General features: G+C 70.9%; 16 protein-coding genes. 10 read left to right on the top strand and 6 right to left on the bottom strand.

The genetic code is table 11. The annotated features are described in order from the left end of the window. Positions 1 to 165: 165 nt before the first annotated feature. The gene (locus tag F0U63_RS07875; protein ID WP_395845265.1) at positions 166 to 2,475 is read left to right on the top strand and encodes a di-heme oxidoredictase family protein; all 2,310 of its coding nucleotides are present in this window, start codon (positions 166 to 168) and stop codon (positions 2,473 to 2,475) included. Between the two features lie 51 nt (positions 2,476 to 2,526). On the opposite strand, the gene F0U63_RS07870 is transcribed toward F0U63_RS07875, so the two are convergent. Beyond that, a complete protein-coding gene (locus F0U63_RS07870; RefSeq protein WP_395845264.1) occupies positions 2,527 to 5,103 on the bottom strand; it encodes a carboxypeptidase regulatory-like domain-containing protein in 2,577 nt (858 codons plus the stop codon). A 296-nt stretch (positions 5,104 to 5,399) separates the two neighbouring features. On the opposite strand from F0U63_RS07870, the gene F0U63_RS07865 reads away from it, so the two are divergent. Further along, positions 5,400 to 5,921 carry a MarR family winged helix-turn-helix transcriptional regulator gene (locus tag F0U63_RS07865; protein ID WP_395845263.1) on the top strand — a complete coding sequence of 174 codons (522 nt, stop codon included), beginning with the start codon at positions 5,400 to 5,402 and terminating at the stop codon, positions 5,919 to 5,921. 19 nt (positions 5,922 to 5,940) lie between these two features. After that, positions 5,941 to 7,353 (top strand): cytochrome P450, encoded by a 1,413-nt coding sequence (locus F0U63_RS07860; protein ID WP_395845262.1) that lies wholly within the window; start codon positions 5,941 to 5,943, stop codon positions 7,351 to 7,353. A gap of 61 nt (positions 7,354 to 7,414) precedes the next feature. Here the strand turns inward: F0U63_RS07860 and F0U63_RS07855 are convergent, their stop codons facing one another. Beyond that, entirely contained in the window at positions 7,415 to 10,540 is a 3,126-nt protein-coding gene (locus F0U63_RS07855; protein ID WP_395845261.1) for a CHAT domain-containing protein, read from the bottom strand. 206 nt (positions 10,541 to 10,746) lie between these two features. Between F0U63_RS07855 and F0U63_RS07850 the strand changes: the two genes are divergently transcribed. The 3 genes from F0U63_RS07850 to F0U63_RS07840 are packed head-to-tail and all read left to right on the top strand — an operon-like array spanning position 10,747 to position 12,752. Then, positions 10,747 to 11,559, top strand: coding sequence for a peptidylprolyl isomerase (locus tag F0U63_RS07850; protein ID WP_395845260.1), 813 nt, complete (start codon positions 10,747 to 10,749; stop codon positions 11,557 to 11,559). A 15-nt stretch (positions 11,560 to 11,574) separates the two neighbouring features. Continuing rightward, positions 11,575 to 12,309, top strand: coding sequence for an alpha/beta hydrolase (locus F0U63_RS07845; RefSeq protein ID WP_395845259.1), 735 nt, complete (start codon positions 11,575 to 11,577; stop codon positions 12,307 to 12,309). Between the two features lie 29 nt (positions 12,310 to 12,338). Further along, positions 12,339 to 12,752 (top strand): secondary thiamine-phosphate synthase enzyme YjbQ, encoded by a 414-nt coding sequence (locus F0U63_RS07840; RefSeq protein ID WP_395845258.1) that lies wholly within the window; start codon positions 12,339 to 12,341, stop codon positions 12,750 to 12,752. A gap of 15 nt (positions 12,753 to 12,767) precedes the next feature. Here the strand turns inward: F0U63_RS07840 and F0U63_RS07835 are convergent, their stop codons facing one another. The 3 genes from F0U63_RS07835 to F0U63_RS07825 are packed head-to-tail and all read right to left on the bottom strand — an operon-like array spanning position 12,768 to position 15,862. Beyond that, entirely contained in the window at positions 12,768 to 14,105 is a 1,338-nt protein-coding gene (locus F0U63_RS07835) for a sigma-54-dependent transcriptional regulator (RefSeq protein WP_395845257.1), read from the bottom strand. After that, entirely contained in the window at positions 14,106 to 15,500 is a 1,395-nt protein-coding gene (locus F0U63_RS07830; protein ID WP_395845256.1) for a sensor histidine kinase, read from the bottom strand. Then, the gene (locus tag F0U63_RS07825; RefSeq protein ID WP_395845255.1) at positions 15,497 to 15,862 is read right to left on the bottom strand and encodes a hypothetical protein; all 366 of its coding nucleotides are present in this window, start codon (positions 15,860 to 15,862) and stop codon (positions 15,497 to 15,499) included. Before F0U63_RS07825 ends, F0U63_RS07830 begins: the two co-directional genes overlap by 4 nt. A 375-nt stretch (positions 15,863 to 16,237) precedes the next feature. On the opposite strand from F0U63_RS07825, the gene F0U63_RS07820 reads away from it, so the two are divergent. Continuing rightward, positions 16,238 to 16,540, top strand: a complete 303-nt coding sequence (locus tag F0U63_RS07820) for a hypothetical protein (protein WP_395845254.1) — start codon at positions 16,238 to 16,240, stop codon at positions 16,538 to 16,540. 85 nt (positions 16,541 to 16,625) lie between these two features. Here the strand turns inward: F0U63_RS07820 and F0U63_RS07815 are convergent, their stop codons facing one another. Continuing rightward, positions 16,626 to 17,426, bottom strand: coding sequence for a hypothetical protein (locus tag F0U63_RS07815; protein WP_395845253.1), 801 nt, complete (start codon positions 17,424 to 17,426; stop codon positions 16,626 to 16,628). Positions 17,427 to 17,612: 186 nt separating this feature from the next. Between F0U63_RS07815 and F0U63_RS07810 the strand changes: the two genes are divergently transcribed. The 3 genes from F0U63_RS07810 to F0U63_RS07800 are packed head-to-tail and all read left to right on the top strand — an operon-like array spanning position 17,613 to position 23,425. Further along, entirely contained in the window at positions 17,613 to 17,936 is a 324-nt protein-coding gene (locus F0U63_RS07810) for a hypothetical protein (protein ID WP_395845252.1), read from the top strand. 54 nt (positions 17,937 to 17,990) lie between these two features. Continuing rightward, a complete protein-coding gene (locus F0U63_RS07805; protein WP_395845251.1) occupies positions 17,991 to 21,074 on the top strand; it encodes an MG2 domain-containing protein in 3,084 nt (1,027 codons plus the stop codon). Continuing rightward, the gene (locus tag F0U63_RS07800) at positions 21,071 to 23,425 is read left to right on the top strand and encodes an alpha-2-macroglobulin family protein (protein ID WP_395845250.1); all 2,355 of its coding nucleotides are present in this window, start codon (positions 21,071 to 21,073) and stop codon (positions 23,423 to 23,425) included. Before F0U63_RS07805 ends, F0U63_RS07800 begins: the two co-directional genes overlap by 4 nt. Position 23,426 lies beyond the last annotated feature (1 nt).

Raw genomic sequence — 23,426 nt, 5'->3', positions numbered from 1 at the left:
TGGCCCCGGTGTCCCTGTATTACGCACCGCGTCCAGCTATCGAATTCTCATAAAAACATTTCAATAGCTGGACTTAACCCTAAAAATCTTTTTTCTTCTTCCTCTGCTTTCGCGGGAATCCGTTTGGTTTCTGCGCAACCTGGCTGAGGAGGACGAAGCGCCACCATGAAATACAAAATCACTGGACTCGCCGTCGCGATGATGGCCACCGGCCTATGGGCGGGTGAAAGTCTCGCGGCCCCCGCCTCTGGAGTGCAGGGCTCGGGTTCCTCCGCCGTGGCGTACATCAACACCACGTCCTGGGCGGACATCCATTACCGTGTCAACAACGGCGGCCAGATCAACGTCCGGATGACGGTCATCAACGGGCGCAACGAATACACGATCACCAACCTGACCAGCGGCGCCACCGTCGACTACAACTTCACGTATTGGGACACCGCGTGCAACTGCGCCTATGACACGGCGGCGGCCCGGTATGTCCATGGCGGCACGGCGCCGGACGCGGGCACTCCCGACTCGGGAACGCCGGACTCGGGAACGCCGGACTCGGGGACGCCCGACGCGGGCAACTCCCAGGACGCGGGAACGCCGGACTCGGGCACCTTCGACGGCGGCGGCACCACCAGCGTGGTCCCCCTGTTCAACAGCGGCACGGCCCTGGAGCCCGTCCTCGTGGAGAACACGTCCACGGCGATCATCACCCACGTGGGTGACCGCGTGCGCGACCGCCATGCCCGTGAGGCCCAATTCCAGGCGTACGATCACTTCCTCAGCTTGTATTTCAACAACCGCACGTTCTACCTCGACATCATCGACGAGGTCGCCAAGGGAGGCACCCAGGTCAAGGTCAACATGACGACCACCTACCCCCATGACGGCACGAACTTCCGCGCCTTCTTCCGGGGCATCAACACCACGGCGGAGTACTGGCACAACGGCACCTTCACCCGCACGACGGACGACTATCACTACACCGCCAGCGTCGGTTACAACGCCAAGGAGGGCCGGGCGATCAAGGTGGGCGATCGCATGGAGATCGAAGTGGGCGTCTTCCTGAAGCAGCCGGTGGAAGGACGCTTCAACTACTACTCCAGCACCATGCTCTACATCGTCGGCACCGGCGGCATCGTCCCGTTCGAGGGCGTGGGCTCCACCCTGGACTCCTACCCGCTGCCGGAGACCGCCTGGAGCGGTGGCCGCACCACGCTCAACTACCCCTACTCGAACGAGCCCTCCAAGCGCTTCATGCAGCTGGCGACGAACCTGGCGCCCGTGAACGCACAGCCGTTCGTCGAGGGCCGTCGCATCCACCACACCCACTTCGGGGACGGCACCCACTCCGAGTCGGGCAACCCCGTGTTCACCACGCAGGTGGGCAAGCTGGGGGTCAACTACGTGGCGGAGTCCTGTGTCGCCTGCCACAAGAACAACGGCCGCGGCCTGCCCCAGGCCACCAACACCACGCTCACCAACATGGTGGTCAAGGTGGGACGCGTCAGCGGAAGCACCGTCACCGCGGATCCGCAGATCGGCGCCAAGCTCCAGCCGCGCAGCACCAGCGGCACGCCCGAGGCCGACGTGCGCATCTCCGGCTGGACCACCACCAGCGGCCAGTTCGCCGATGGGACGGCCTACCAGCTGCGCAAGCCGACCTACAGCTTCACCAACGTCATCCCCACCCACTTCTCGGCGCGCGCCACCCCGCAGCTCGTCGGCATGGGCCTGCTGGAGGCCGTGCCCGAGACCGCCATCGCCGCCCTGTCCGACCCCAATGACAGCAATGGCGACGGCATCTCCGGACGCATGAGCAACGTGAAGGATCCCCAGACGGGCGAGCTGCGCATGGGCCGCTTCGGCTGGAAGGCGGGCCTGGCGCGCGTGCGTCACCAGGTGGCCGATGCCTTCAATGGCGACATGGGCGTCACCACGTCCGTCTACAAGTCGCTGGACTGCGGCGCGTCGCAGCAGGGCTGCGCGGGCACCAGCACCGAGCTGAGTGATCAGGACCTCGACAAGCTCGTCCGCTACATCTCCCTGCTGGGTGTGCCGGCCCGCCGCAACCTGAACGACACCCAGGCCCAGCGCGGCGAGACGCTCTTCCAGAGCGCGGGCTGCGCGAACTGCCACAAGACGTCCCTCACCACGAGCGCCTACCACCCGAACGCCGAGCTGCGCGGCCAGACGATCCGCCCCTACACCGACCTGCTGCTGCACGACATGGGCGCGGGCCTGGCCGACAGCCTGCCGGAGAACAACGCGTCGGGCTCGGAGTGGCGCACCGCTCCGCTGTGGGGCATCGGCCTGACGGCGGGCGTGAGCGGCGGCGAGGCCTACCTGCACGACGGCCGCGCGCGCACCCTGTCCGAGGCCATCCTCTGGCACGGCGGTGAGGCCGAGGCCTCCAAGCAGTCCTTCGTCAAGATGTCCGCCGCGGACCGCGACGCCTTGATCAAGTTCCTGCAGAGCATCTGACGCACCCGTCGTCCGCGCCGCCGGGGGGCACGCTCCCCGGCGGCGTCTGTCCTACCGGGGCGCGTCGTCGTCTGGAGGCCGGCGTACCGGCACATCCCCCACGTCGAGCGTCTGGCCTCGCACCAGCTTCACCCGGTGCTCGTTGGGCTCGCTCCCGGCGAAGATCTCCAGGGTGCCCTCTCCCGGGGACAAATCCTTCAACGCGAAGCGTCCATCCACGGTGGTCTCGACGAAGAACTCCTGCTGTTCCTTGAGGCGGAGCGCCGCATGTGCCAGCGGAGCATTCGTGGTGGCATCCACCACCCGGCCCCGCACGCTGCTTCCCGGCGCGACGGACACCTCCACCTCCGCCGTCTTTCCCTCCACCGGAGAGACGTGTGCCGTCCCCACCGCGCCATCCACGGTCCGCACCATCAGCGTCAGGGGCTCCGCGGGGACGTCCGGCAAGTCGAAGCGCTCTCCGGAGAATTCACGGGTGAACCTGCTCGGTGCAGACGACTTGAGTGGAACATGAACGCCCACGGTGAAGCCTCGGACCGGTTGACCATCCGCACGCACCACCCGGCCGCGCACCGAGGCCCCTGTCCGTAACTTCACCACCACCTCCTGATCGCCCTGCGCGATTGCTTGCCGCGTCTCTCCCGAACGTCCCCCATTCCTCGCGGTCACCGTCAACAGCCCGGCCTTGGGCGACTTGTAGAAGCGGTAGACGAAGCGTCCCTCTTCGTCCGTGGACGTGCCCATGCTCCCGCCTTCGTCCGGGAACAGCTCGCCGGAGAGCACGACCCTGGCGAAGGGAGAAGGCGCGCCATCCGGCTCGAGGACAAGGCCCTTGATGAGGGGGCTCGACGCTTCCCGCCAGACCATCTCGAGCTGGACGGTCCGCCCCGCTTCGATCTTCACCTCATGAGTCCGGCGCTCGCCTTTCAGCAGGTCAGAGTCGGACACGAGCACTACACGGTAGGCGCCCACCGGTAACGTCATCCGGAAGCGTCCGGTGGAGTCCAGCGCGCTCCGGGCGTGGGGAGGGAGCTCGACCGAATAGACCCTCACCGACAACGGCTCGGCAGGCGGCGAGCCCTGCTCCGTGCGCACCACGCCCTCCAGAATACCCGTCCGCTCGAAGGTGAAATCCACCCGGGCCGTCTCATCCTCCTTCACGTCCACGAGATGGCTCACCCCCAGGGCCACGCCCTCCAGATGGGCGGTGAGGTACATCTGGCCGAGGTTCAGCCCCCCGAGGCGGTAATACCCTTGAGCGTCGGTAAGGGCCTCGGCGGTGGAGCTCCCCCGGCTTCCCGCCCAACGCAGCCCGCCCCCTACCCGCGCCCCCGCCAACGGCGCTCCCGCGGTGTCCCGCACATGGCCTTCCACCGTGCCCGTGCCCTCGAGTTGGAGTTCGAGCGGGAAGCGCTCACCCGCGGCCACCATCACTCCCTTGCGCGTGAGCCGGGAGTAGCCGGGCGCATCCACCACCAGATCGTAGCCGCCGGGAGCCAGGCTCTTCAGGGCGAAGAGCCCCGAGGCATCCGTGACCGTGCGTCCCGCGTCTCCGTTGCTCCCCGTGGAGCCGGCGCGCACGAAGTGGCTATTGGGCATGACGCTCACACTCGCACCCGCCACGGCGGCCCCCGTGGCCCGCGCGACGACCCGGCCCTCCAGCACCGCGCCCGCCCCGAGCCGGATCCGCACGTCCCGCACCGTCTGCCCCGCGCGCACGAACAGAGGCTTGTCCACCGAGCCCGCCTCGTCACCGCGCCGCGCGGAAAGGAAATGGGAGCCAGCGCCCACCTCGACGGAGAAGCCACCGCCCTCGCCCGTGGTGGCGCTCTGGGGCGTGGACCCGCGCACCTCCACCTCGGCATTCGCCACGGGCCGCTCCTGGGCATCCACGACGAAGCCCTCGATGACTCCCGCCACCTGCAACGCCACCGTCAGCGGAGCCGCCGCGGGAATCACGACCTTCCGCAGCACCTGGCGCGCATGCCCCGGGGCCCGCGCCTCCAGCAGGTACTCTCCCGAGGAGAGCCCCTCGACGCGGAAGTCTCCCCGCTCGTTGCTCGAGGCGTACACCCGCTCCTCGGCGGGAGCATCGTGGCGGAAGAGGATGTCTGGCGAATCCGGCCGCACCGACAGGACGAGTTCCACCAGGGGCAGCGGCTCGTTCGTCCCCGCCACCACCGTGCGGCCGGTGAGGGGATGGCCGGGCTCCAACACCAGGCGCACGCGCGTGCGCTCCTCCCCATAGGGGCGCTGCACCTGCCGCCGCAGCGGCGCATGGCCCTCGGCATGGACGGCCACCAGATAGCTCCCTGGCCGCGAGGCGAGCCGCGCCTGGCCCCGTGCATCCGTGGTGCCCGTGCTCGCCAGCCGCCACGCCACCTCGTCGAGGATGGGATCTCGCGCACCGCGCCAGTACAGCCGGACGTTGGCGCCAGGCACGGGACGCTCGCCCGCGAGCACCTCCACCTCCAGCACGCCTCCTTCCTCGGTGGGAACCTCGGCCAGCAGCGGTGTACTGCCCGCCTCCGCGCCACCGCGTGCGCCCACGTCCTCGGGCCGCTCCCGCTGCAACTCCAGACCCGCCCGGCTCCTCGGCTCCCGCCCTGGGGAAGAGGCGTCCTCCATGGGCTCTCCGCTCCCCCGGAGTCCGAGCCAGAGCAGGAGGAGCACTCCCATCAAGACCACCGCCACACGTGTGAGCCCGCGCATACCCGATGTCCGTTCAGTGAGGGGACCCCACACTACCCGGAGCACGGCTCCACCCGGAGCCCTCCACGACAGCCTCCCCTCGGACCGCACCTCCACGGTGCTTCTTCAACCATACGGTCCGCCCCCCTTCCCGACCTGCCAGGCACGAACATTCCCTGGCCGGAAGCGATTTGCCTGTCATATATTTTGCCAGGTAAATCATCGGATAGCCCATGCGACAGACCCTGACCCCCCATCCCGCCAACGCGTACGCGCTCCAAGCGCTCCAGCTCATCCCCCGGCTGTACCGGTGGGCGGTGGCGAGCATGCAGGCCAACCACCTGGGCCGGGACTTGAGCCTGCGCCAGCTGGGCGTGCTCTACGCGCTCCGGGAAGGCGCGTCCTCACCGGGACAACTGGCGCGCCGGCTGCGCGTCACGCCCGCGGTGGTCACGGGGTTGATCGATCGTCTGGAGCGACAGGGCTACGTGCGGCGCGAGGCCGAACCCGCGGACCGGCGGCGCTTCCGGCTGGTGCTGACGGAGACCGGACTCGCGGTGAGCCTGGAGGTCCAACAGGCACTGGCCTCCGAGTTGACGGCCCAGTTCGCGAGCGCCTCCCCGGAGCAGCTCCAGGAGCTGGGCCGCTCGATGCAACTGGTGGAGCGGGCCCTGCTCGTCCTGGAAGAGCGCACGCCGCCCTCCCTCCTCGACGAGGAAGAGACGACGAAGAAGCCGAAGGCAGGACGGAAGTAACACCAACGAGGAGGACACCATGGCGACGAATCCCGTGAACCAACAGACGACGCAGGCGGCGGCGAGTGGGCCCACGCCCCAGGCCACCTGCCCCATGAAGGCCCTGCGCGAGGCACCGCGCTGCCCCGTGCTGCTCGACAAGGAGAGCCCGGAGTTCCTCGCCCGCGCGTACGCCGCCTACGCGGAGCTGCGGGAACAGGCCCCCGTCGTGCGCGCCTCCTTCGGCCACGGCTTCGCGGACGCGGTGCTTCCGGGGGGCGCGAAGCGGCCGGAGTCCGGCAGCTTCCCCGCCAAGGAGCGCCTCTTCGTGACCCGCTACGACGAGGTGGTGGAGGCCCTGCTCGATGATCGCCTCTCGTCCGACTTCCGCACGTCCCTGACGCCGGAACAGCGCGCCAACCTGCAGTACATGCCCGAGGAGATCCGCCCCCTCGCCTACAGCCTGCTGATGTTGGATCCGCCCGACCACACGCGGCTGCGCAAGCTCGTCCAACCCAACTTCACCGCGCGCACCATGGAGACGCTCCGGCCGCGCATCCAGCGCATCGCCGACACCCTGCTCGACCAGGTGGAGCGCGCGGCCGCCGAGCGCGGAGAGCGCGAGGGGGAGCGCCGGATGGATCTGCTCCACACGTTCGCCTACCCGATGCCCATCACCGTCATCAGCGACATGCTCGGCATTCCCGAGGAGGATCGGCAGCGGGTGCACGGCTGGGCGGAGAGCCTGCTCGGCGCGGATCGGCGTGACGCCGCGATGGACGAGCTGCGGCGGGGCAGCCTGCGGGAGTTCGCCCGGTACCTGGATGGCTTGTTCGAGCGCAAGCGGCGCGAGCCCACCGAGGACATGATCAGCCAGATGGTCCACGCCCAGGACGAGGGGGACAAGCTCAACCACCAGGAGATGGTGTCCATGGTGTTCATCCTCTTCTTCGCCGGGCACGTGACGACCGTGAACCTGATTGGCAGCGGCGTGGTGGCGCTGCTCACCCATCCGGATCAACTCGAGCGCTTCCTCGCCGACCCCACCAACCTGTCCAAGGGCGCGGTCGAGGAGACGCTGCGCTACTGGGGCCCGGTCGACTACATGTCCACGCCGCGCATCGTCAAGGAGGAGATGGAGCTGGCGGGCACGCACCTGCCCCAGGGGGAGAAGCTGTCGGTGGGGCTCGCGTCGGCCAACCGCGACCCCCAGCACTTCCCCAACCCGGACGTGTTCGACATCACGCGGCCCAACGCGCACCGCAACCTGGCCTTCGGCAAAGGCATCCACATCTGCATTGGCGCGCCCCTGGCCCGCCTGGAGGGGCAGATCGCCTTCGAGACCTTGTTCCGGCGCTACCCGCGCATGCGCCTGGAGGTGCCCTTCGAGTCGCTGCGGTGGAACACCGGCTCCGGCCTGCGCGGCTTCGACCGGGTGCCCGTGCGCTTCTAGTCAGCGCCCCGGCTCCACCGCGTCCGCCCACCCGGGAGGACGCGGTGAAGGAGCAGGCGCCTCACGCCATGGGAGGCGCGTGCGGCGGGGAGAAACGCGCCATCACGTCCCCCACGTACACGTAGGACAGAAACGTGGGAGACGTCTTCGCCTCGCGCTCGCGCAGACGCCGCAGGGACTCGCCCACGCTGAGGTGCTTCTCCAGCAGGTCCGCCACCAAGGACTCCACCGCACTGCGCGCGTGCGCGTCCTGCACCGGCCACAGGGGCGCGATGAAGCCCGCGAAGCGCTCGCTCACGAACGCCTCCGCCCAGCCCCCAATGCCTCCCAGCAGCTCCGAGGCGGCGCCCACCTCGCAGGCGTTGAAGATGACGAGCGGCCGGGACTTCCGCCCCAGCAGCATGCGCGAGTTGCGCACCTCGAGCGTTTGCAGGACGCCATCCTCGAGGAACACCCGTGAGGGCGACACCTCGTTGTTCGCGCTGTACTTGCCATGTCCCGCGAAGTGCAGCAGGCCCACCGCGCGATTGTGGCCATTCTCCAGCAGGCTCAGGATGGGCTGGCGCCTTCCGGCGAACCGCACCGCGCGAAAGCGCTTGGACAACTGCCGCGACTCCTCCTGCGCCTGTGGCAGGGGTGCCAGGTGCGGGTGGAACTGGTAGTCCGGCGCCACGGTGAGGATGTCCCCCTGCGTCAGCCGCGCCGACATCGACGTCTGGTAGTCGAGCAGCCAACGCGCCACCGGGTGCTCCATGCACAGCAGCTCCGCGCCCGGCACGTCCTCGGGCGCCATCAGCTCCCAGGGCACGTGCGGATCATCGGTGATGAACTGGATGGGAAAGCCCGGCCCATACTGCTGACGCAAGGCCTTGAACGTCTCCCGGAAGACGCTGGGCGTGCGCTGGTAGAGCAGCTTGCCCAGCCCGAGGAACCAGGCGTAGTGCTCGCCCGAGCGCAGCTCGCGCGCCGTGGTGGCCACGCTCTGGAAGAACGCCGCCGGATCCGAGCCCAGGTTGAGGTCTCCGGACAGCCGGGCCGGCAAGCCCTCGCACGGCACGCCCACGTGGAGCATCCAGTACAGCCGCTGGGGGTTGGAGGAATCCAACCGGTGGATCTGCACCGTCAGGTGGGGCTTCTGCGCCCCCGCGTCCAGGGAGAAGACCCCTCGCTCCTCCTCGCCTTCGCGCGCGGAGGCCGACACACCCCCGCCGGACGAGGACGTCGAGGGGGCGCGCGACGGACCCGGACCCGGGTTGCCCGTGCCGGTGGACTCGATGAGGACGCGCCGGCGGGCCGCGCCGCAGAAGCGCCCCTCGTACTCGAAGGTGGCCACCAGGGAGAGTTCGCCCGAGGCCCCCGCGTTGATGGTCCCCGTGAGGGTGGCGGCGATGGAGCTGTCATCGCGCCGCACCAGCACCACGCCCGTGTCCGCCCCCGGCCGGAACGTCATCTCCGCGCACAACAGGCGCACCTTGACGGGCAGCTCCTTCCAGTCCTCGGCGAGCCCGGAGAACAACACCCCCGCGGACTGCGTCTCCGCGCCTACCTCGGCGAGCGCCAGGTCCACCGTCACCGGCAGCGGCTGCCCCGGGCGCGCGGGGATGAGCGGCTCCAGCGAGGGGTAGCGGGTGATGGTGCGCCCCTCGACCTCCACCGAGAGCCCCGTGGGGTACATGTCCAGGAGCGAGATGGGGTACGAGTCGTCAAAGCGCCGCTCCGTGCTCGAACTCGTCCCCGGGACGAACTCCAACGGGGCCTCCTCGTCCTCGGGCAGCTCCCCGGCGCGGTGGAAGACGGCGAAGACATCGCTCACCGGGATGACCTCGGGGCCTCCCTTGACGCTCACGCGGTAGAGCCCGGGTGGCAGCGGAGCCAGCGTCCCCTCATGCCTGCCGTCCGGCCCCCGGACGAGTGGCGTCGAGTAGGACTGCGCCGTCTTCACGTTGGACACGTACGCCCGCAGGGACACGGTCTCGGTGGAGGGCCGCACGCGGATGACCACGGGCTCGTCGTGCGCGAACGCATCCTCGATGCTCAGCGACAGCATGCTCGGCGCGGGTCCGAACAGCGAGTCGCGGTACTTGTCGAGCGCGAGGTGCTGGCCGGTGATGAGGCCCTCCACGTGCGCCAGTACCTCGAAGGCGTTCTGCAACGAGGCGTGGGACGTGGGGCTGTACATGGCGCGCAGCTGGCCGCGCTCCTCCAGCGGCAGCGCGGACACGCGCGGCACCGTGCCATCGCCGGCATGGTCCGGGCCATCCGGCTCGCTCAGCAGCATCTCCACGGCCCCGGACGCGCCGACACGCGCCCCCTGCAACGTGGGCTGGAAGGTGCCCACCACGGGGTAGAGGTCGTAGCCCCGCTCGAGGTACTCGGAACTCTTCGCGTTCGCCGCCAGGGCGCTTTCGATCTCCCGCTGGAAGGCGAGGCCCTCGGCGGCGCGCTTGGGGTCGAGCTGGCCCAGGCCCTGGGTCTCGCCCGGACGCACGAGCCGCCCATCCGCCAGCCGCACGCAGGGGTAGATGGGCAGGAGCTGGTATGCCGAGGGCAGCGAGCGCACCATCTCCGACAGGTCAACGAGGTTCACCGGCCCCAGGTCCTTGCGGAAGCCCAGCGCGAGCGCCTGCAGGGCCAGGAGCGAGCCGCGGTGGGGCGTGCCGAAGGTGATGAGCGCGCGCGTGTCCTTCCATCCCCCGAGGCACTCGAGGAAGTAGCGCGAGACGATGCCGCCCATGGAGTGGCCCACGAGGATGAGCCGCGCGTCGGACGAGCCGCCATTGCTATTGCGCCACTTGTGCAGCCAGCGCGCGGACTCGCGGGCGAGCCGCCTCGCGGTGTGGCGGATGTCGCGCCGCCAGTCATAGGGGAACTCGAAGAAGTTGGCACCCCGGATGAGGCCGAGCGCGCCCACGAGCGTATCGGCCACGCGGGTGTAGCCATCCACCTTCCAGAACCCGGGGATGAGGTGCGTGTCGGGGAGCACCGCGGTGGCCTCCACCCCGTCATCCGCGAGCTCACCCCCGCTGTCGGACTTCAGGGTGAGGGACTTCACGCTGCCCGCGCCGCTGAAGAGGGCCCGGAAGATGGCACCACCGGACAGGCCCCAGATCTCCTTGCCGTCCCGCTTGAGCACACTGCCGAGCAGACCGGGCAGCAACACGACGACATCCCTGATGACGGCGGCCATGGCTTCCTCCTGAGGGAGCGGGGCTCCTGGACCCGAGTACGAAAGGGACCCAGGAGGTCTGACGATAGCCGGAATCCTATGGTTCCCCTCCGACCCATCCATACCCGGGGAGCGTGGGGGACTGAACGCTTGCGCCGCCACGCCCCGGCGTCTTCCCGGACCGTTCCGGTTGCGAGCGCGGCTTCGCTCTGTAGGATGCCCGCCCCATGCGCACGAAATTCCTGACGACGGGACTCCTCCTCCTCACCACCCTGACGGCCTGCAAGGACAACCCGCCCCAGAACACCCCTCCGGCGGCGCCCCCCGCCAACACGGCGGCGCAGCAGGCCACGCCGCCGCCCGCGGCCCCGCCGCCCGCCACCCCTCCCCCCGCCGAGCCCCCCGCGGGCACGCAGGCCGACGCGGCGCCCCAGGAGCACGCCGCCAGCGCGGCGCCCCGGACCCAGGCCCCGGCCGAGAACCCCGGCCCCTGGCAGAAGAAGGCGCTCAGCGGGCAGGAACTGTTCGCCACGTTTCAGACCAACCAGGGCGACATCGTGGTGAGGCTCTTCTCCAAGGACGCGCCGCTCACCGTGGCCAACTTCGTGGGCCTGTCCAACGGCGAGCAGAAGTGGACGGATCCGCGCACGGGCGAGTCGAAGGAGAAGACGCCGCTGTACCAGAACGTCATCTTCCACCGCGTCATCCCCGAGTTCATGATCCAGGGAGGAGATCCCCTGGGCCAGGGCATTGGCTCGCCGGGCTACAACTTCGAGGACGAGTTCAAGAGCGGCCGCACGTTCGACAAGCCGGGCATCCTCGCCATGGCCAACCGCGGTCCGGGCACCAACGGCAGCCAGTTCTTCATCACCGTGTCCACGCCCCAGCATCTCAATGGCCGGCACACCATCTTCGGCGAGGTGGTGAAGGGCTATGAGGTGGTGGAGAAGATTTCCCGCGTGGAGACGGCGGGCGGGAACAAGCCGGTGAAGGACGTGGTGCTCAAGAAGGTCGTCCTCAGCGACCAGCAGCCCAAGTAAGGGAGGGCACGCACCATGCGACGAGTGAGCACGAAGCTGGGCGAGTTGGACTGCCAGGTGTTCGATGCGGTGCCGGAGGGAACGAGCCCTGAGCTGGCGGTGGTGCTGTGCCACGGCTACGGGGCCCCCGCGACGGACCTCGTGCCACTGGCGCGAGAGCTGGTGCAGTTGCAGCCCGAGCTGGGCGCCAAGGTCCGCTTCGTCTTCCCCGCGGCGCCCCTGTCGCTCGCGGCCATGGGGATGCCGTCCGCGCGGGCGTGGTTCCACCTGCCCCCGGAGGTGTTGATGGGGCAGCAGCGGGACTGGAAGAAGTTCGCGGTGTCCGTGCCCGAGGGGCTCGCGCAGGCGCGGCGGGGACTGATGGGCATGCTGTCCGCGCTGTCGGCGGCGACGAAGCTGCCCTACGGGCGCATCGTCCTGGGCGGCTTCAGCCAGGGCGGCATGGTGACGACGGATCTGGCGCTGCGGCTGGAGGAAGCTCCGGCGGGGTTGTGCATCCTGTCGGGGGCGCTCATCTGCCAGGATGAGTGGAAGCAGCGGGCCGAGCGGCGCAAGGGCCTGCCGGTGTTGCAGGGGCACGGGCGCCACGACGACATCCTGCCGTTCCATCAGGCCGAGTCGCTGCGCGAGCTGTTGAAGAACGCGGGCCTGCTCGTGGACTTCGTGCCCTTCGACGGACCGCACACCATCGATCCGGACGAGCTGGCGAAGCTGGCGGAGTTCCTCCACGTCCGCCTGTTGAAGCGCTGAACCGAGAAGCCCCGGAAGAGGAGCGAGCCATGTACCACGCCAGGGAATTGAAGGTGGCCACGCGAGGCCGGGGCTTCTACGACATCACGGACGAGGTGCAGCGGGCGGTGGCGGCGAGCGGCGCGCGCCAGGGCCTGTGCACCATCTTCCTGCACCACACGAGCGCCTCGCTGCTGCTGTGCGAGAACGCGGATCCGGACGTGAGGAAGGACCTGGAGTCCTTCTTCTCGCGGCTGGTGAAGGATGGGGATCCGCTCTTCGTCCACGACGCGGAGGGCCCGGATGACATGCCCGCGCACGTGCGCACGGTGCTGACGCAGAACTCCATCAGCGTGCCCATCAAGGACGGCGAGGCCAGCCTGGGCACGTGGCAGGGCCTCTATGTCTGGGAGCACCGCACCGCGGCCCACCAGCGCCGGGTGACGGTCTCCGTGGTGAGTTGAGCGGGAGCCAGGGCCCTACTCCGCGGGCTCCTGGGCCTCGAGGAGCTTGTAGAGCGTCTTGCGGTCCACGCCCAGCAGGCGCGCCGCCTCGCTCTTGTTGCCCCCCACGTGCTGGAGCACATGGGCCGCGTAGCGACGGGACAACTCGGCCAGGCTCGGCATGTCTCCGGCGAGGCCACTGAGCTTCTTGGGCGCGTCACCAATGGGCTCGGGAAAGTCCTGGGGCCCCAGCACGCCCGTCACGTTGAGCGCGAGCGCCCGCGCCACCACGTTCTCCAACTGCCGCACGTTGCCTGGCCAGTCATACGCCGCCAGCCGGGCCATCGCCTCGCCCGCCACCACCGGCGCCACCCCGCCCCGCGCGTGCAGCGCCGCGAAGTGCTCCACCAGCGCCGCGATGTCCTCGCGCCGCTCGCGCAGGGGCGGCAGGTGCAGGTGCACCACGTCCAGGCGGTAGAGCAGGTCCTCGCGGAACAGCCCCTCGGCCACCCGCGCCTTCAAGTCCTTGTTCGTCGCCGCCACCACCCGCACGTCCACCTTCACGGGCGCGCTCTCGCCCACGCGGCGGATCTCCCCCTCCTGCAGCGCGCGGAGCAGTTGCGCCTGCACCTTGGGGCCCACGTCGCCAATCTCGTCGAGGAAGAGCGTGCCGCCGTGTGCCTCTTCGAAGAGGCCCCGCCGCGCCCCCGTGGCGCCGGTGAACGAGCCGCGGGCATGGCCGAACAGCTCGCTCTCCATGAGGGACTCGGAGATGGCGCCGCAGTCCACCGGAATGAAGGGCCCGGCCGTGCGCGGCGAGCGCCGGTGCAGCGCCCGCGCCACCATCTCCTTGCCCGTGCCCGTCTCGCCGGTGATGAGCACCGGCACCGACGTGGCCGCCGCTCGCGCCACCTGCTTGTACACCTCGAGCAGCCCCGGGCTGCGGCCCACCATGGCGCCGCGCTCCACCTGCTTGCGCAGCGAGCGGTTCTCCTCCACCAGCCGCTTCTGCTCCAACGCCCGCCGCGCCACGCGCATGATGGCGTCCACGTCGAAGGGCTTGGACAGGTAGTCGAAGGCGCCCTGCTGGATGCTGTCCAGCGCGCCCTCGATGTTGCCAAACGCCGTCACCACGATGACGGGCGTGTCCGGCAGGTGCGCGCGCACCTCGTGCAACACGAGCAGTCCGTCGCCCGCGTTCGGCATCGCCATGTCGGTGAACACCAGGTCGAACGGACCCTCCTCCGCCATGCGCGCCGCGGCCATCTTCGGATCCGAGGCCTGCATCACCTCGCCGAGCATGCCGAGCAGGCGCTTGAGGAGATCCCTCGCGTGGGGATCATCGTCGACGACGAGGATGCGCGCGGGATTCATCTAGGCCGCTCCTCGCTGGGCAACGGGCGCCGCCTCGGCCACGAGGGGAAAGCGCACCGTCACCCGGGTGCCCGCGCCCGGCGCCGAGTGCAACCGCAACGTGCCCTCGTGCGCCTCCACCAGACGCCGGGTGGTCGCCAGGCCCAACCCGTGCCCGGGAATGCCCCGCGTATCCGGCGAGCGGAAGAAGGGCTGGAAGAGCTTGCCCTGGGTGTCCTCGCTCATGCCCATGCCATTGTCGACGACCTCGAACACAGCCTCGCCTCCCTCGCGCGCCACCCGCACGCTCACCCGCGCGTCGGGCCGGCCCGCCGTGTACTTCACCGCGTTGGATAGCAGGTTCTGCGCGATGATCTGCAAGAGCTGCGAGGGGCACATCACCTTCACGCCAGAACTCAACTCGCGCTCCAGGGCCACGCCCTGCGCCGCCGCCGTCTGGCTCACCTCCAACAGGAGCGTGCTCACCGCCGTGTCCAGCTCGCCCACCACGGGCTCGCCCCGGGTGCCCGCGCGGCAGAAGCGCAGGAGCGCCTCGATGAGCTCGCCCATGCGCACCGCGCTCGACTCGCACAACGACACGAGCTCCAGCGCCTGCGGCTCCTTCACCGCGCCCGAGCGGCGCAAGAGCGTCAGGTAGCCCTTGAGCGGCGACAACGGGCCCATCAGGTCGTGCGCCACGCGCCGCGTGAAGGCGTCCAGTTCCTGGTTGCGCCGGTCCAGCTCCTCCATCTGCGCCTGGATCGTCTTGCCCTGGCGCTTGATGACCGAGGTGATGCGCCACACCACCGACAGGGACACCAGCATCGCCAGCAGCGTCACCGCGCCGCCGAAGGCCAGGTTGCGCGTGCGCAGCGCCGCCAGATGATCCAGCAGCAGGCGGCCCTCCTCCGCGTTCTCCCGGTTGAGATGGCCCGCCAGTCCGTCGATCTCCTCGGCCAGCGGACGCACCTGCTCCACCAGATGGTGCCGGGCCCGCTCCGCCTCCTGACGGTTGGAGAGCACCGCCGCGGCCCGCACCTGCTCGGCCAGGCGCGTGCATGCCATGTTGAAGCGCTCCCACACCACGAGGCGTTCTCCCTTGGGCAGGCCGCGCGTGTACGCGAGCGTGGCGTCACGCACGTCCGCGAGGATGTCCTCCATCACCTCGTTGGCCGCCTGGCGCTCCTCGTCGTTGGTGGCCCGGATGTGGGCCTCGATGGCGGACTCCAGAGAGAGCGCGTCCACGCGGATGCGGCCGATGAGCCCCGCCCGATCCAACGACTCCTGGAAGCGCGCGGCCACCTCATGGCTCGTGCGCACCTCCGTCCAGAGGAAGAAGGCAGCCACGGCCGACAGCAGCATCACCGCGAACAGGAAGCCCGCGCGGTAGACCCGGATCGAAGGAGAGGACTTCACGGCGTGCTGACGGACTCGGCGGAAGGAGGCACGGGCGGAGGCAAGGGCGGCATGGGAAGCGGCTGAGGCTGGCTGCGCCGACGCGCCCGGGACAGCGCCGACTGGTACCACACGTCCTCCAGCTCCTCCTGGATGGCCGTCAGCTCACGCTGCTTCGTCACCAGCTGCGCGTTGTGCTCCACCAGCGTGTGCCGCTCCGCCTGCACCCGCTCCAGCTCGTCCTGCCACAACGGCGGAAGCAGCGCCTGCTCGGAGCGCTCCAGGTTCACCACCTCCAGCGCGCTCTCCACCGCGGCGAGCCGCATGGCCAGCGCATCCAGCCGCTCGCGCTCTTCCTCATACCGGCGCTTCCACTGCTCCATGTCCTCCGACACAGGAGGTGGTGCGGTTACCTTTGGGGTCACGCACCCGACTTCCAACCCACACATGACCACCGCGATGAAGAGGTACCGCATGCCTTCGCTCCCGTCCTCCGCCGCGCGTCATGCGCCTCAGGGCTAGACCGGGCTCTACCTTGGCCGGCTGACAAGGCCAGCATCCCCAAGATGGAGGGTCACGTCAAAGAGCGAGGTGGGTTTGTGGGGAGGGTGCCCCCATGCCGGGCAGGCGACATGGGGAGAATCTCCGCAATCCAACCCCGCGGCCCCTGGGAAGAGGCCGTGGCACGGCGGGTGCTTCGTGACATGGATGAAACGTCGCATTCCCGCGACGCTTCTTCGTCCTTCCGGAGCCCGACCATGAAGAACGTCCTCGCCGCCGTTGTGCTGTCCGCGTCGCTGTCCGCGTTTGCTTCCGAGCCCACCAAGGCCGCTCCGGCTCCCGCCGCTGCTCCCGCTCCCGCCGCCGCTCCCGCTCCCGCCGCCGCTCCCGCTCCCGCGCTGAAGGCCGAGGCGCAGGCCGAGGGCATCAAGGCCGAGGCCCAGCCCGAGGCCGCCCCCACGACGGAGACCAAGACCGAGACGAAGACCACCAAGAAGACCACCAAGAAGGCCGAGAAGAAGGCCCCGGCCACCGAGACCAAGGCCGCCGAGACCAAGTAGTTTTTCTCCTCGAGCCGCATCGTCCGAGGGCGCCCCCCATTCCGGGAGGCGCCCTCGTCGTTTTCAGCTCAAAGCGCCCGCCGGCTCACCGCGCCCCGAGATCGGTGGTGCTGAAGTACTCCTCGCGTTGCACCGTGAAGGCCACCTCGGTGCCGTCCTCGAGGAGCCCCGTCCAGGCGGCGCCCGCGAGGGGCCGGTGGTCCGCGTCGTTCGGGAGGCTGGCGGTCACGGGCACGCCCGCGCTCCCCCGCGCGTCACCGAGCGCCGCGGAGCGCGTCTCCAGGCGGAGGATCTGATCGAAGTCCGGAGCGCGGCTGGCGACGTGGACGCCGAACCATTCTCCGTCCCGGCCGAACACCCGGTAGCTCGCGCGGGAGGGCGCCGGGTCGGTGGGATTCAGCGCCTTGACCATGAGCAGACGCTGGACCGTGAACGACACCTTCGCCGCGCGGTCCGCGGAAGGAAGCGGCGTTCCGCCCTGCTCGAAGTGACCGTGGTGGAGCGTGCCCTCCAGCGTGAAGCCCGGCTTCAGCGAGGCCAGGGCGAAGGGCTCCGGCTCGAAGGTGACGAGCGGGCTGCCCGCGGCCCGGTCCGAGTCGTAGAGGCGGCGTCCCTCCTCATCCGGGCGGGCCTCGATGACGATCTGCCAGGCATGGAGGCCATGCCACATGGGCAGGTGGTAGAGGTAGAGGCCCTGGTCTCCAAAGACAACCATGCCATGCACGCCCGTGCGCGTGGACACGGCCAGGGCCGAGGGTTCGTCGGCCTCCCGTGCGCGCGACGCTCCAGGCGCGGCCCGTTCACTTCCACGACAGGCCAACAGAGCCACGCACAGACCCATCACGCACGCCTTGCCCGACCGCCACGGCACCCACTGAGACGACATCCGGACTCCTCGCGAAGCGCGCTCCTGCACGGAGCCACGACGGGGCCCGCGCGTAGCATTTGTCCTCGTCCGCGGCCAGAACCCCCGGGTGGAGGGCGGGCCGTTCCCCGGATTGCCTGGAGCTGCTTTTTCTCCCAACATGCCGCCGACTTGCCGTTGAACCCCCTTCACCCCACGAGACCGCCCATGTCGCAGACGACCCCGAACGCCTCCACGCTTCCCCCCGAGCCCCCCGAGCTGGCGGTCAGGCGGGAGCAGTTGCTGGCAACCCTGGAGAAGGAGGCGAAGGTGGCCACCGGCACCGCCGAGCCCGTGCTGCGCAAGATGCACGAGCTGCTCGCCAGCACCCAGCCGGGCGCGCCGTTCAACCCGGCCCTCTACGAGGACGTCAAGACCGCGTTCGTGAACTTCACCCGGGCGCCCGTGTTCCCGCCTCCCACCATCATCATGGAGTGTCTGGCGTTCATGCAGGAGCGGCAGGTGGCGTTCATGTCCGCCACCCAGCGGTGAGCCTCCCAGGTACACCGCCCCACCCCGTGGCGTAGACTGGTCACGGGAGGGTCGATGAACATCCGTTCCAATCGCCGGGTCACGCTCGGCATCGCCGCGATCGTCATCCTGCTCGGCATCTGGTGGGTGGCCGTGGACGATTGCGTGTCCACCTGGATCTTCCAGGGGGTGAAGACGCCGCGGTGTCCGGACGGACGCCTGCGACAGACCGTGACCCTGGACGTCCAGGGACTCGCCCGCGAGGCCACGGGCAGCGTCACCGTCGGGGCCCTCGCCCATGGCGTCACCCGGGACGGCGGCACGCTGCAATCCGCGGTGCGCCGCCTGGAGCCCACCCTCTTCCTCGTGGATGCCGAGGGCAAGGAGACTCCGCTTGCCGTCGAGAGTCCCTGGGAGCGGCAGAAGCCCGGCTTCGCCCAGAGCGCCCGGGTGAAGTTGCCCGCCCTGCCGGACGGGGATTACCGGCTGCGTGCCCGCGTCGACTCGCCGCTGGGCACGGACACCGTGGACGCCCCGCTTCCCCTCTACGCTCCCGCCCGCGTCCAGGTGCTCACCGACCGGCCCCTCTATGAGCCCGGCCACGTGGTGCGCTTTCGCGCCGTGGTGCTGCGCGCCCGGGATCTGGCTCCGCTCGATGGGCGCCCGGGCTCCTGGTTCGTGAGAGATGCCTCGGGCGAGGTCCTGCTCGAGCAGCGCATGCCGGCGGGCCCCTGGGGCGTGGTGTCCGGAGAGTTCCCGCTCGACCGCGGCGCGGCCACCGGCTCCTGGAAGGTGTCCTGGACGAGCGGAGACGCCGTCGGCGAGGCGTCCTTCCAGGTGCAGCCCTTCACCCTCCCCCGCTTCCAGGTGGAGGCCCAGGGCACGAAGCCCTTCTGGCGCGCGGGCGAGTCGCCCCTCGTCGAGGGCCGTGTCCTCTACACCTCGGGAGCCCCCGTGTCCGGCGCCGCCGTGAAGGTGGACTGGCGCGCCTCGGGCCGCTGGCCCCCTCCCACCGCGTGGCTCGACGCGAGCGCCCGCGACGGCCTGCCCCGCGAGGCCCGCACGGACGCCGCGGGACGCTTCCGCCTCCAACTGCCGCGCGTGCCCTTCGACCTGCGCGGCCAGGCCACCCTCTCCGCGGCGCTGTCCGCCACGGACCCGGCGGGAGACCAGGTACAAGGCGCCACCTCGGTACTGCTCGCCGAGGACGCCCTCTCCGTGTCGGCGGTGACGGAGCAATCGGACGGCCTGGTGGACGGCTACAGCAACCGCGTCTACCTGCGTGCCACCACCGCCGCCGGCCGGCTGTTGCCCGGCGCCGAGCTCACCGTGCGCCGCGCGTGGGACCCCAACGACGAGGGCGTGCGCGCGGTGACGGACGAGGACGGCGTGGCCGCCTTCCAGCTCGACCCGGGCCCGCCCATCAACGTCGTGCTGCCCGCCATGCCGGTGCGCCCCGCTCCCCGGCCGCCCCCGGTGCGGCTCGAGGGGTTGAAGGATCTGCTCGCCGACGAGGGCGACGCCTCCCTGGAGGATCAGCTCGCCGTGGAGCGGTGGTTGGAGCCCCTGCGCCCCTGCGCCCGCTTCGTGTCGCCCGACGGAGGTTCCTCCGAGATGGAGTTCGGCCTGCGTGTCACGGCGGGAGGCGCGGTGGTGGACGTCACCGCGGAGGACTCGCCGCTGGCCGCCTGCGCCGCCGCGATCCTGCGCGCGCGCACCCTGCCCCCCGGCCGCGAGCGCATGCTGGGGCTCTCCCTGTCCCTGACGGAGCCGGGACTGCCCTCGCTCGGCTTCGAGGTGCTCGAACTCTCCGGCGCCAGCGAGGGACTCGAGGAGGCGCTGCACCGCGCGGCGCTCGATGCGCGCGAGTGCCTGCCCGCGGACTTGTCGCTCTCCGCGCCGCTGCCCGCGGTGCTCACCTGGCGCACGCGTCCGGGCAAGCGCGAGGTGGAAGTGGGCTGGACGTCCCCACGCCCCCAGGAGGACTCGCTGCCCACCACGCACCTCTCCTGCATCCAGTCGCGCTTCACGGGGATGCGGCTGAGCGAGGAGCCCGGCCACGCCATGGGCATCGTGCGCTTCACCGCCGAGCCCGCTTCCCGGGCCTCCGAGGGCGCCGCTCCCCAGGAGACGACGATGCTGGGCTACGAGCTGAAGGTGAGCGCGAAGGACGCGACGGGGGAGCTCGGCTCGACGACGTGGATCGCATCGCCCACGCGGCTGCCTCCCACGCGCCTGCGCGCCTCGCCCGTGCTGGCCCAGGCCGGAGGAGACGTGAGCATCGAGCTGCTGCGCGGTCCGGACTTCGTGGGGGGACTGCCCGAGGAGCTCGATCTCCAGGCGGGAGACAGGACCCTCCGGGCGAAGGTGGAGCGGACGGGGGCGGTGCCGGTGGCGCGCTTCTCCCTGCCCACCAGCTTCGAGGGCTGGGCCGAGGCCTCCTGGAACGGGGCCGTGGCGCGGGTGTACGTGGCGCCCCAGGCGCGGCTCGCGCTGGAGGTGGCGCCGGACAAGGCGGCCTATGCCCCCGGCGAGCTGGCCCACCTCCAGGTGAACACGTGGGTGGACGGCCGCAAGGGCCCGGCGGCGGTGGGCCTCTTCGGCGTGGACGAGAGCCTGTCACAGCTCGTGGCCCTGCCGGACGCGGACGCGCTGGATGGAATGCGGCCGGCGCCCTCGGTGCCCTCGCCCGCCTTCGGGGTGCTGGACAGCACGGCGCTCGTCATGGGGCGCATCCGGGGCGCCAACGCCGCCGCCGCCACGCTGCTGCGCGTGAGGGGCGTACCCGCGCGCGACGAGGGGGAACGCACCCTGTCGTTCTCGGCGCGGACGCCCTTCGAGCCCGACGTGGAGTTGACCGAGCCCTTCTACCGGGTGCTCTCGGAGCTGACGGTGCGGGTGCGCGCCTGGGAGGAGTCCGCGCCCCAGGGCGAGACGCTGTCGCCCGAGGGCCTCGCGCGGCAATGGGAGCAGGCGCTCGCGGCCTGTGAGCAGCGGGGCGAGAAGGTCACGGACGCCTACGGCCGCCGGTTGCGGTTGTCGCAACTGCCCCCGGAGCTGCTCGCCCTCACGGATCCACGCGCGGTGGTGGTCAACGGCACGCGGTTGCCGCAGGACATCGAGAATTGGGGCGCATGGGTCGCCCGGGAGTTGCCATGAAGCGCACCATCCTCGTGGGAGTGGGGGGCCTCGTCCTGGGCGCCGTGCTGACCCTGTTGCTCATAGGCCTCTCGGTCATGCCGCGCCTCTCACCGCAACCGGAGCCCGAGGCGGCGATGGCGGAGATGCCCGCCATGGCCCAGGCCGCGCGCCCTCCCGCCGCCGATTTCTCCGAGGCGGATGAGTCGCTCAGGGGAATCGGCGCCGCGCCCGGACGCGGAGGAGCACGCAAGCAGCGAGCCCCGGCCGCGTTCGGGATGCAGATGGACAAGGCAATGCCCGCGGGAGCGATGGCGCCCCCTCCGCCCCCCCCTGCCCCCGCGCCCATGCAGGAGGAAGCGGCGGCCCCCTCGGGACGGGCGTGGTTCCCCGAGACGTTCCTCTTCGAGCCCCTGGTGGTGACGGACGCATCGGGCGAGGCCTCGGTCCCCGTGAAGGTGCCGGACAGGCTGACGCGCTGGCGGGTGCTGGCGCTGGCGCATTCGCGCTCGGGGGCCCAGGCCGGAGCGGTGAGCACCTTCGCGAGCTCGCTGCCCACCTACGTGGATCCGGTGCTGCCCGCCTTCCTGCGGGCCGGAGACGTGGTGCGCATGCCGGTGCAGGTGGTGAACACCACGGGCGCCGCGGTGACGCGCGCGCTGAAGGTGGAGGCCCAGGGAGTGGCGGTGGAGGGCGGCACGCGCACGGTGACGGTGCCGGCGGCGGGCAGCGTGGTGGAGTACGTGACGCTGCGCGCGGCGAGGCCGGGGCCGGTGACGGTGCGGGCCGCGCTGGAGGGAGCGGACTCGGTGGAGCGAGGCTTCGACGTGTGGCCCACGGGGCAACTGGTGCGCGAGACCCGCGGAGGCACCCTGGCCGCGCCGCGCACGCTGGAGCTGGTGGGGGCCGCGTCCCCGGTGGAGGGCAGCGAGCGGGTGCGGCTGCTCGTCTTCCCCGGGGCGCTGGGCGTGCTGCGCTCGGAGCTGGCGGCGGCTCCCGGCCGCACGGGCGGGGCCGAGGATGCCTATGCGCTGCTGCTCACCGGGCGCGCCCCGGCACTGCTCCAGGGCCTGGGCGGGACGGTGGAGCCACGCGCGCTCGAGCAGGCGTCGGTGCTCGCGGGCCAGCGGGTGCTGCGGGCCGGACGCGCGCCGGACGTGGCGACGGCGGCCCTGCTCGCCGAGGCGGCGCTGGCGCACCCGGGCAACCCCGTGCTGGCACGGCTCGGCGAGCGCCTGTCCGAGCAGGTGGCGCGGGCCCAGCGTCCGGATGGAACGTGCCAGGGCGGCGAGGGGTGGACGTTGCAACGGCTGCTGGTGGCCACGGCGGAGTGCACCCGGGTGGTGCGCGCCGGGATGGGCACGGACGCGGGCAGCCGGCGGGCCTCGGCCTTCGGGGCACGCGCGGCGGGTGCCTTCGAGCGCTCCCTGTCACGCATCCGGGACGGGTACACGGCGGCGGCGGTGCTGGCCAGCGGAGGGGTGTCCGGCTCGGTCCGGGACACGCTGCGCGGGCGGGTCCGTGAGGCGCTCCAGCGGCGGCCGGATGGCGCGGCGTACCTCCCCGTGCCCGCGGGCGTGGTGCGCGCGGATGGACAGGTCCCCTCGGAGGCCGAGGCCACCGCGCTCGCGGTGCTGGCGCTCGTGGAGGACAAGCAAGCGCCGCTCGCGGACCTGGGCACCTCGCTGCTCGCGGACTACCGGCCCGAGTCCGGCTGGGGCGACGGGCGCGCCAACCTCGCCGGGCTCCAGGCCGTGCTGGCCCTCTTCAAGGAGCCACTCCCCTCGCAGGTCCGGGTGGTGCTGGAGCGGGATGGCCAGCCGGTGACGGAGGGGACGTTCGACGCGAAGGCGCTGCGCGAGGTGCTCGCGCTGGAAGCGGAGGCGCCCGGTTCCGTGGGCCCGCACACCTGGAGCGTGCGCGCGGAGCCCGCGGTACCAGGGCTGGGCTTCTCCCTGACGCTGGCCGCCCGCGTGCCCTGGCGCGCGAGCGAGCCGGGCCATGGGCTGGAGCTCGCCATGAAGGTCGCGGCGGACGCGAAGGTGGGGATGCCCGTGGAGGTGACACTCCAGGCGGCCTCTCCCGCGGGCCTGGAGCTCACGCTGCGCCAGGAGCTGCCCGCGGGGGTGCAGGTGGATCGCCCGAGCCTGGAGGAGCTGGTGCGGCAGGGCCGGGTGACGGCCTACGACGTGGAGGACGGAGCGGTGAGCCTCACCCTGCCGCCACGCGGCGCCGCCGAGCCCTTCACGGCCCGGTTCCGGGTGGTGCCCACGCTCGCCGGTTCGCTGCAGGCGGGCGCCTCCAGCCTGTCGCTCGTGGGGAGCGAGAACACGGCCTTCCGCGTGGCGCCCACCACCTGGACGGTGCGCTGAG

Origin of the sequence: Cystobacter fuscus (assembly GCF_044360685.1) — a bacterium.
Lineage (GTDB): Bacteria > Myxococcota > Myxococcia > Myxococcales > Myxococcaceae > Cystobacter > Cystobacter fuscus_C.
The sequence above is the reverse complement of the archived record's forward strand: the minus strand, read 5'-3'. Positions and strand labels throughout refer to the sequence as shown.

Bases quoted from the DNA above. Each gene is read 5' to 3' on its own strand.
- F0U63_RS07875 (WP_395845265.1), top strand. From the start codon at position 166: ATGAAATACAAAATCACTGGACTCGCCGTCGCGATGATGGCCACCGGC.
- F0U63_RS07870 (WP_395845264.1), bottom strand. From the start codon at position 5,103: ATGGAGGACGCCTCTTCCCCAGGGCGGGAGCCGAGGAGCCGGGCGGGT.
- F0U63_RS07865 (WP_395845263.1), top strand. From the start codon at position 5,400: ATGCGACAGACCCTGACCCCCCATCCCGCCAACGCGTACGCGCTCCAA.
- F0U63_RS07860 (WP_395845262.1), top strand. From the start codon at position 5,941: ATGGCGACGAATCCCGTGAACCAACAGACGACGCAGGCGGCGGCGAGT.
- F0U63_RS07855 (WP_395845261.1), bottom strand. From the start codon at position 10,540: ATGGCCGCCGTCATCAGGGATGTCGTCGTGTTGCTGCCCGGTCTGCTC.
- F0U63_RS07850 (WP_395845260.1), top strand. From the start codon at position 10,747: ATGCGCACGAAATTCCTGACGACGGGACTCCTCCTCCTCACCACCCTG.
- F0U63_RS07845 (WP_395845259.1), top strand. From the start codon at position 11,575: ATGCGACGAGTGAGCACGAAGCTGGGCGAGTTGGACTGCCAGGTGTTC.
- F0U63_RS07840 (WP_395845258.1), top strand. From the start codon at position 12,339: ATGTACCACGCCAGGGAATTGAAGGTGGCCACGCGAGGCCGGGGCTTC.
- F0U63_RS07835 (WP_395845257.1), bottom strand. From the start codon at position 14,105: ATGAATCCCGCGCGCATCCTCGTCGTCGACGATGATCCCCACGCGAGG.
- F0U63_RS07825 (WP_395845255.1), bottom strand. From the start codon at position 15,862: ATGGAGCAGTGGAAGCGCCGGTATGAGGAAGAGCGCGAGCGGCTGGAT.
- F0U63_RS07820 (WP_395845254.1), top strand. From the start codon at position 16,238: ATGAAGAACGTCCTCGCCGCCGTTGTGCTGTCCGCGTCGCTGTCCGCG.
- F0U63_RS07815 (WP_395845253.1), bottom strand. From the start codon at position 17,426: ATGTCGTCTCAGTGGGTGCCGTGGCGGTCGGGCAAGGCGTGCGTGATG.
- F0U63_RS07810 (WP_395845252.1), top strand. From the start codon at position 17,613: ATGTCGCAGACGACCCCGAACGCCTCCACGCTTCCCCCCGAGCCCCCC.
- F0U63_RS07805 (WP_395845251.1), top strand. From the start codon at position 17,991: ATGAACATCCGTTCCAATCGCCGGGTCACGCTCGGCATCGCCGCGATC.
- F0U63_RS07800 (WP_395845250.1), top strand. From the start codon at position 21,071: ATGAAGCGCACCATCCTCGTGGGAGTGGGGGGCCTCGTCCTGGGCGCC.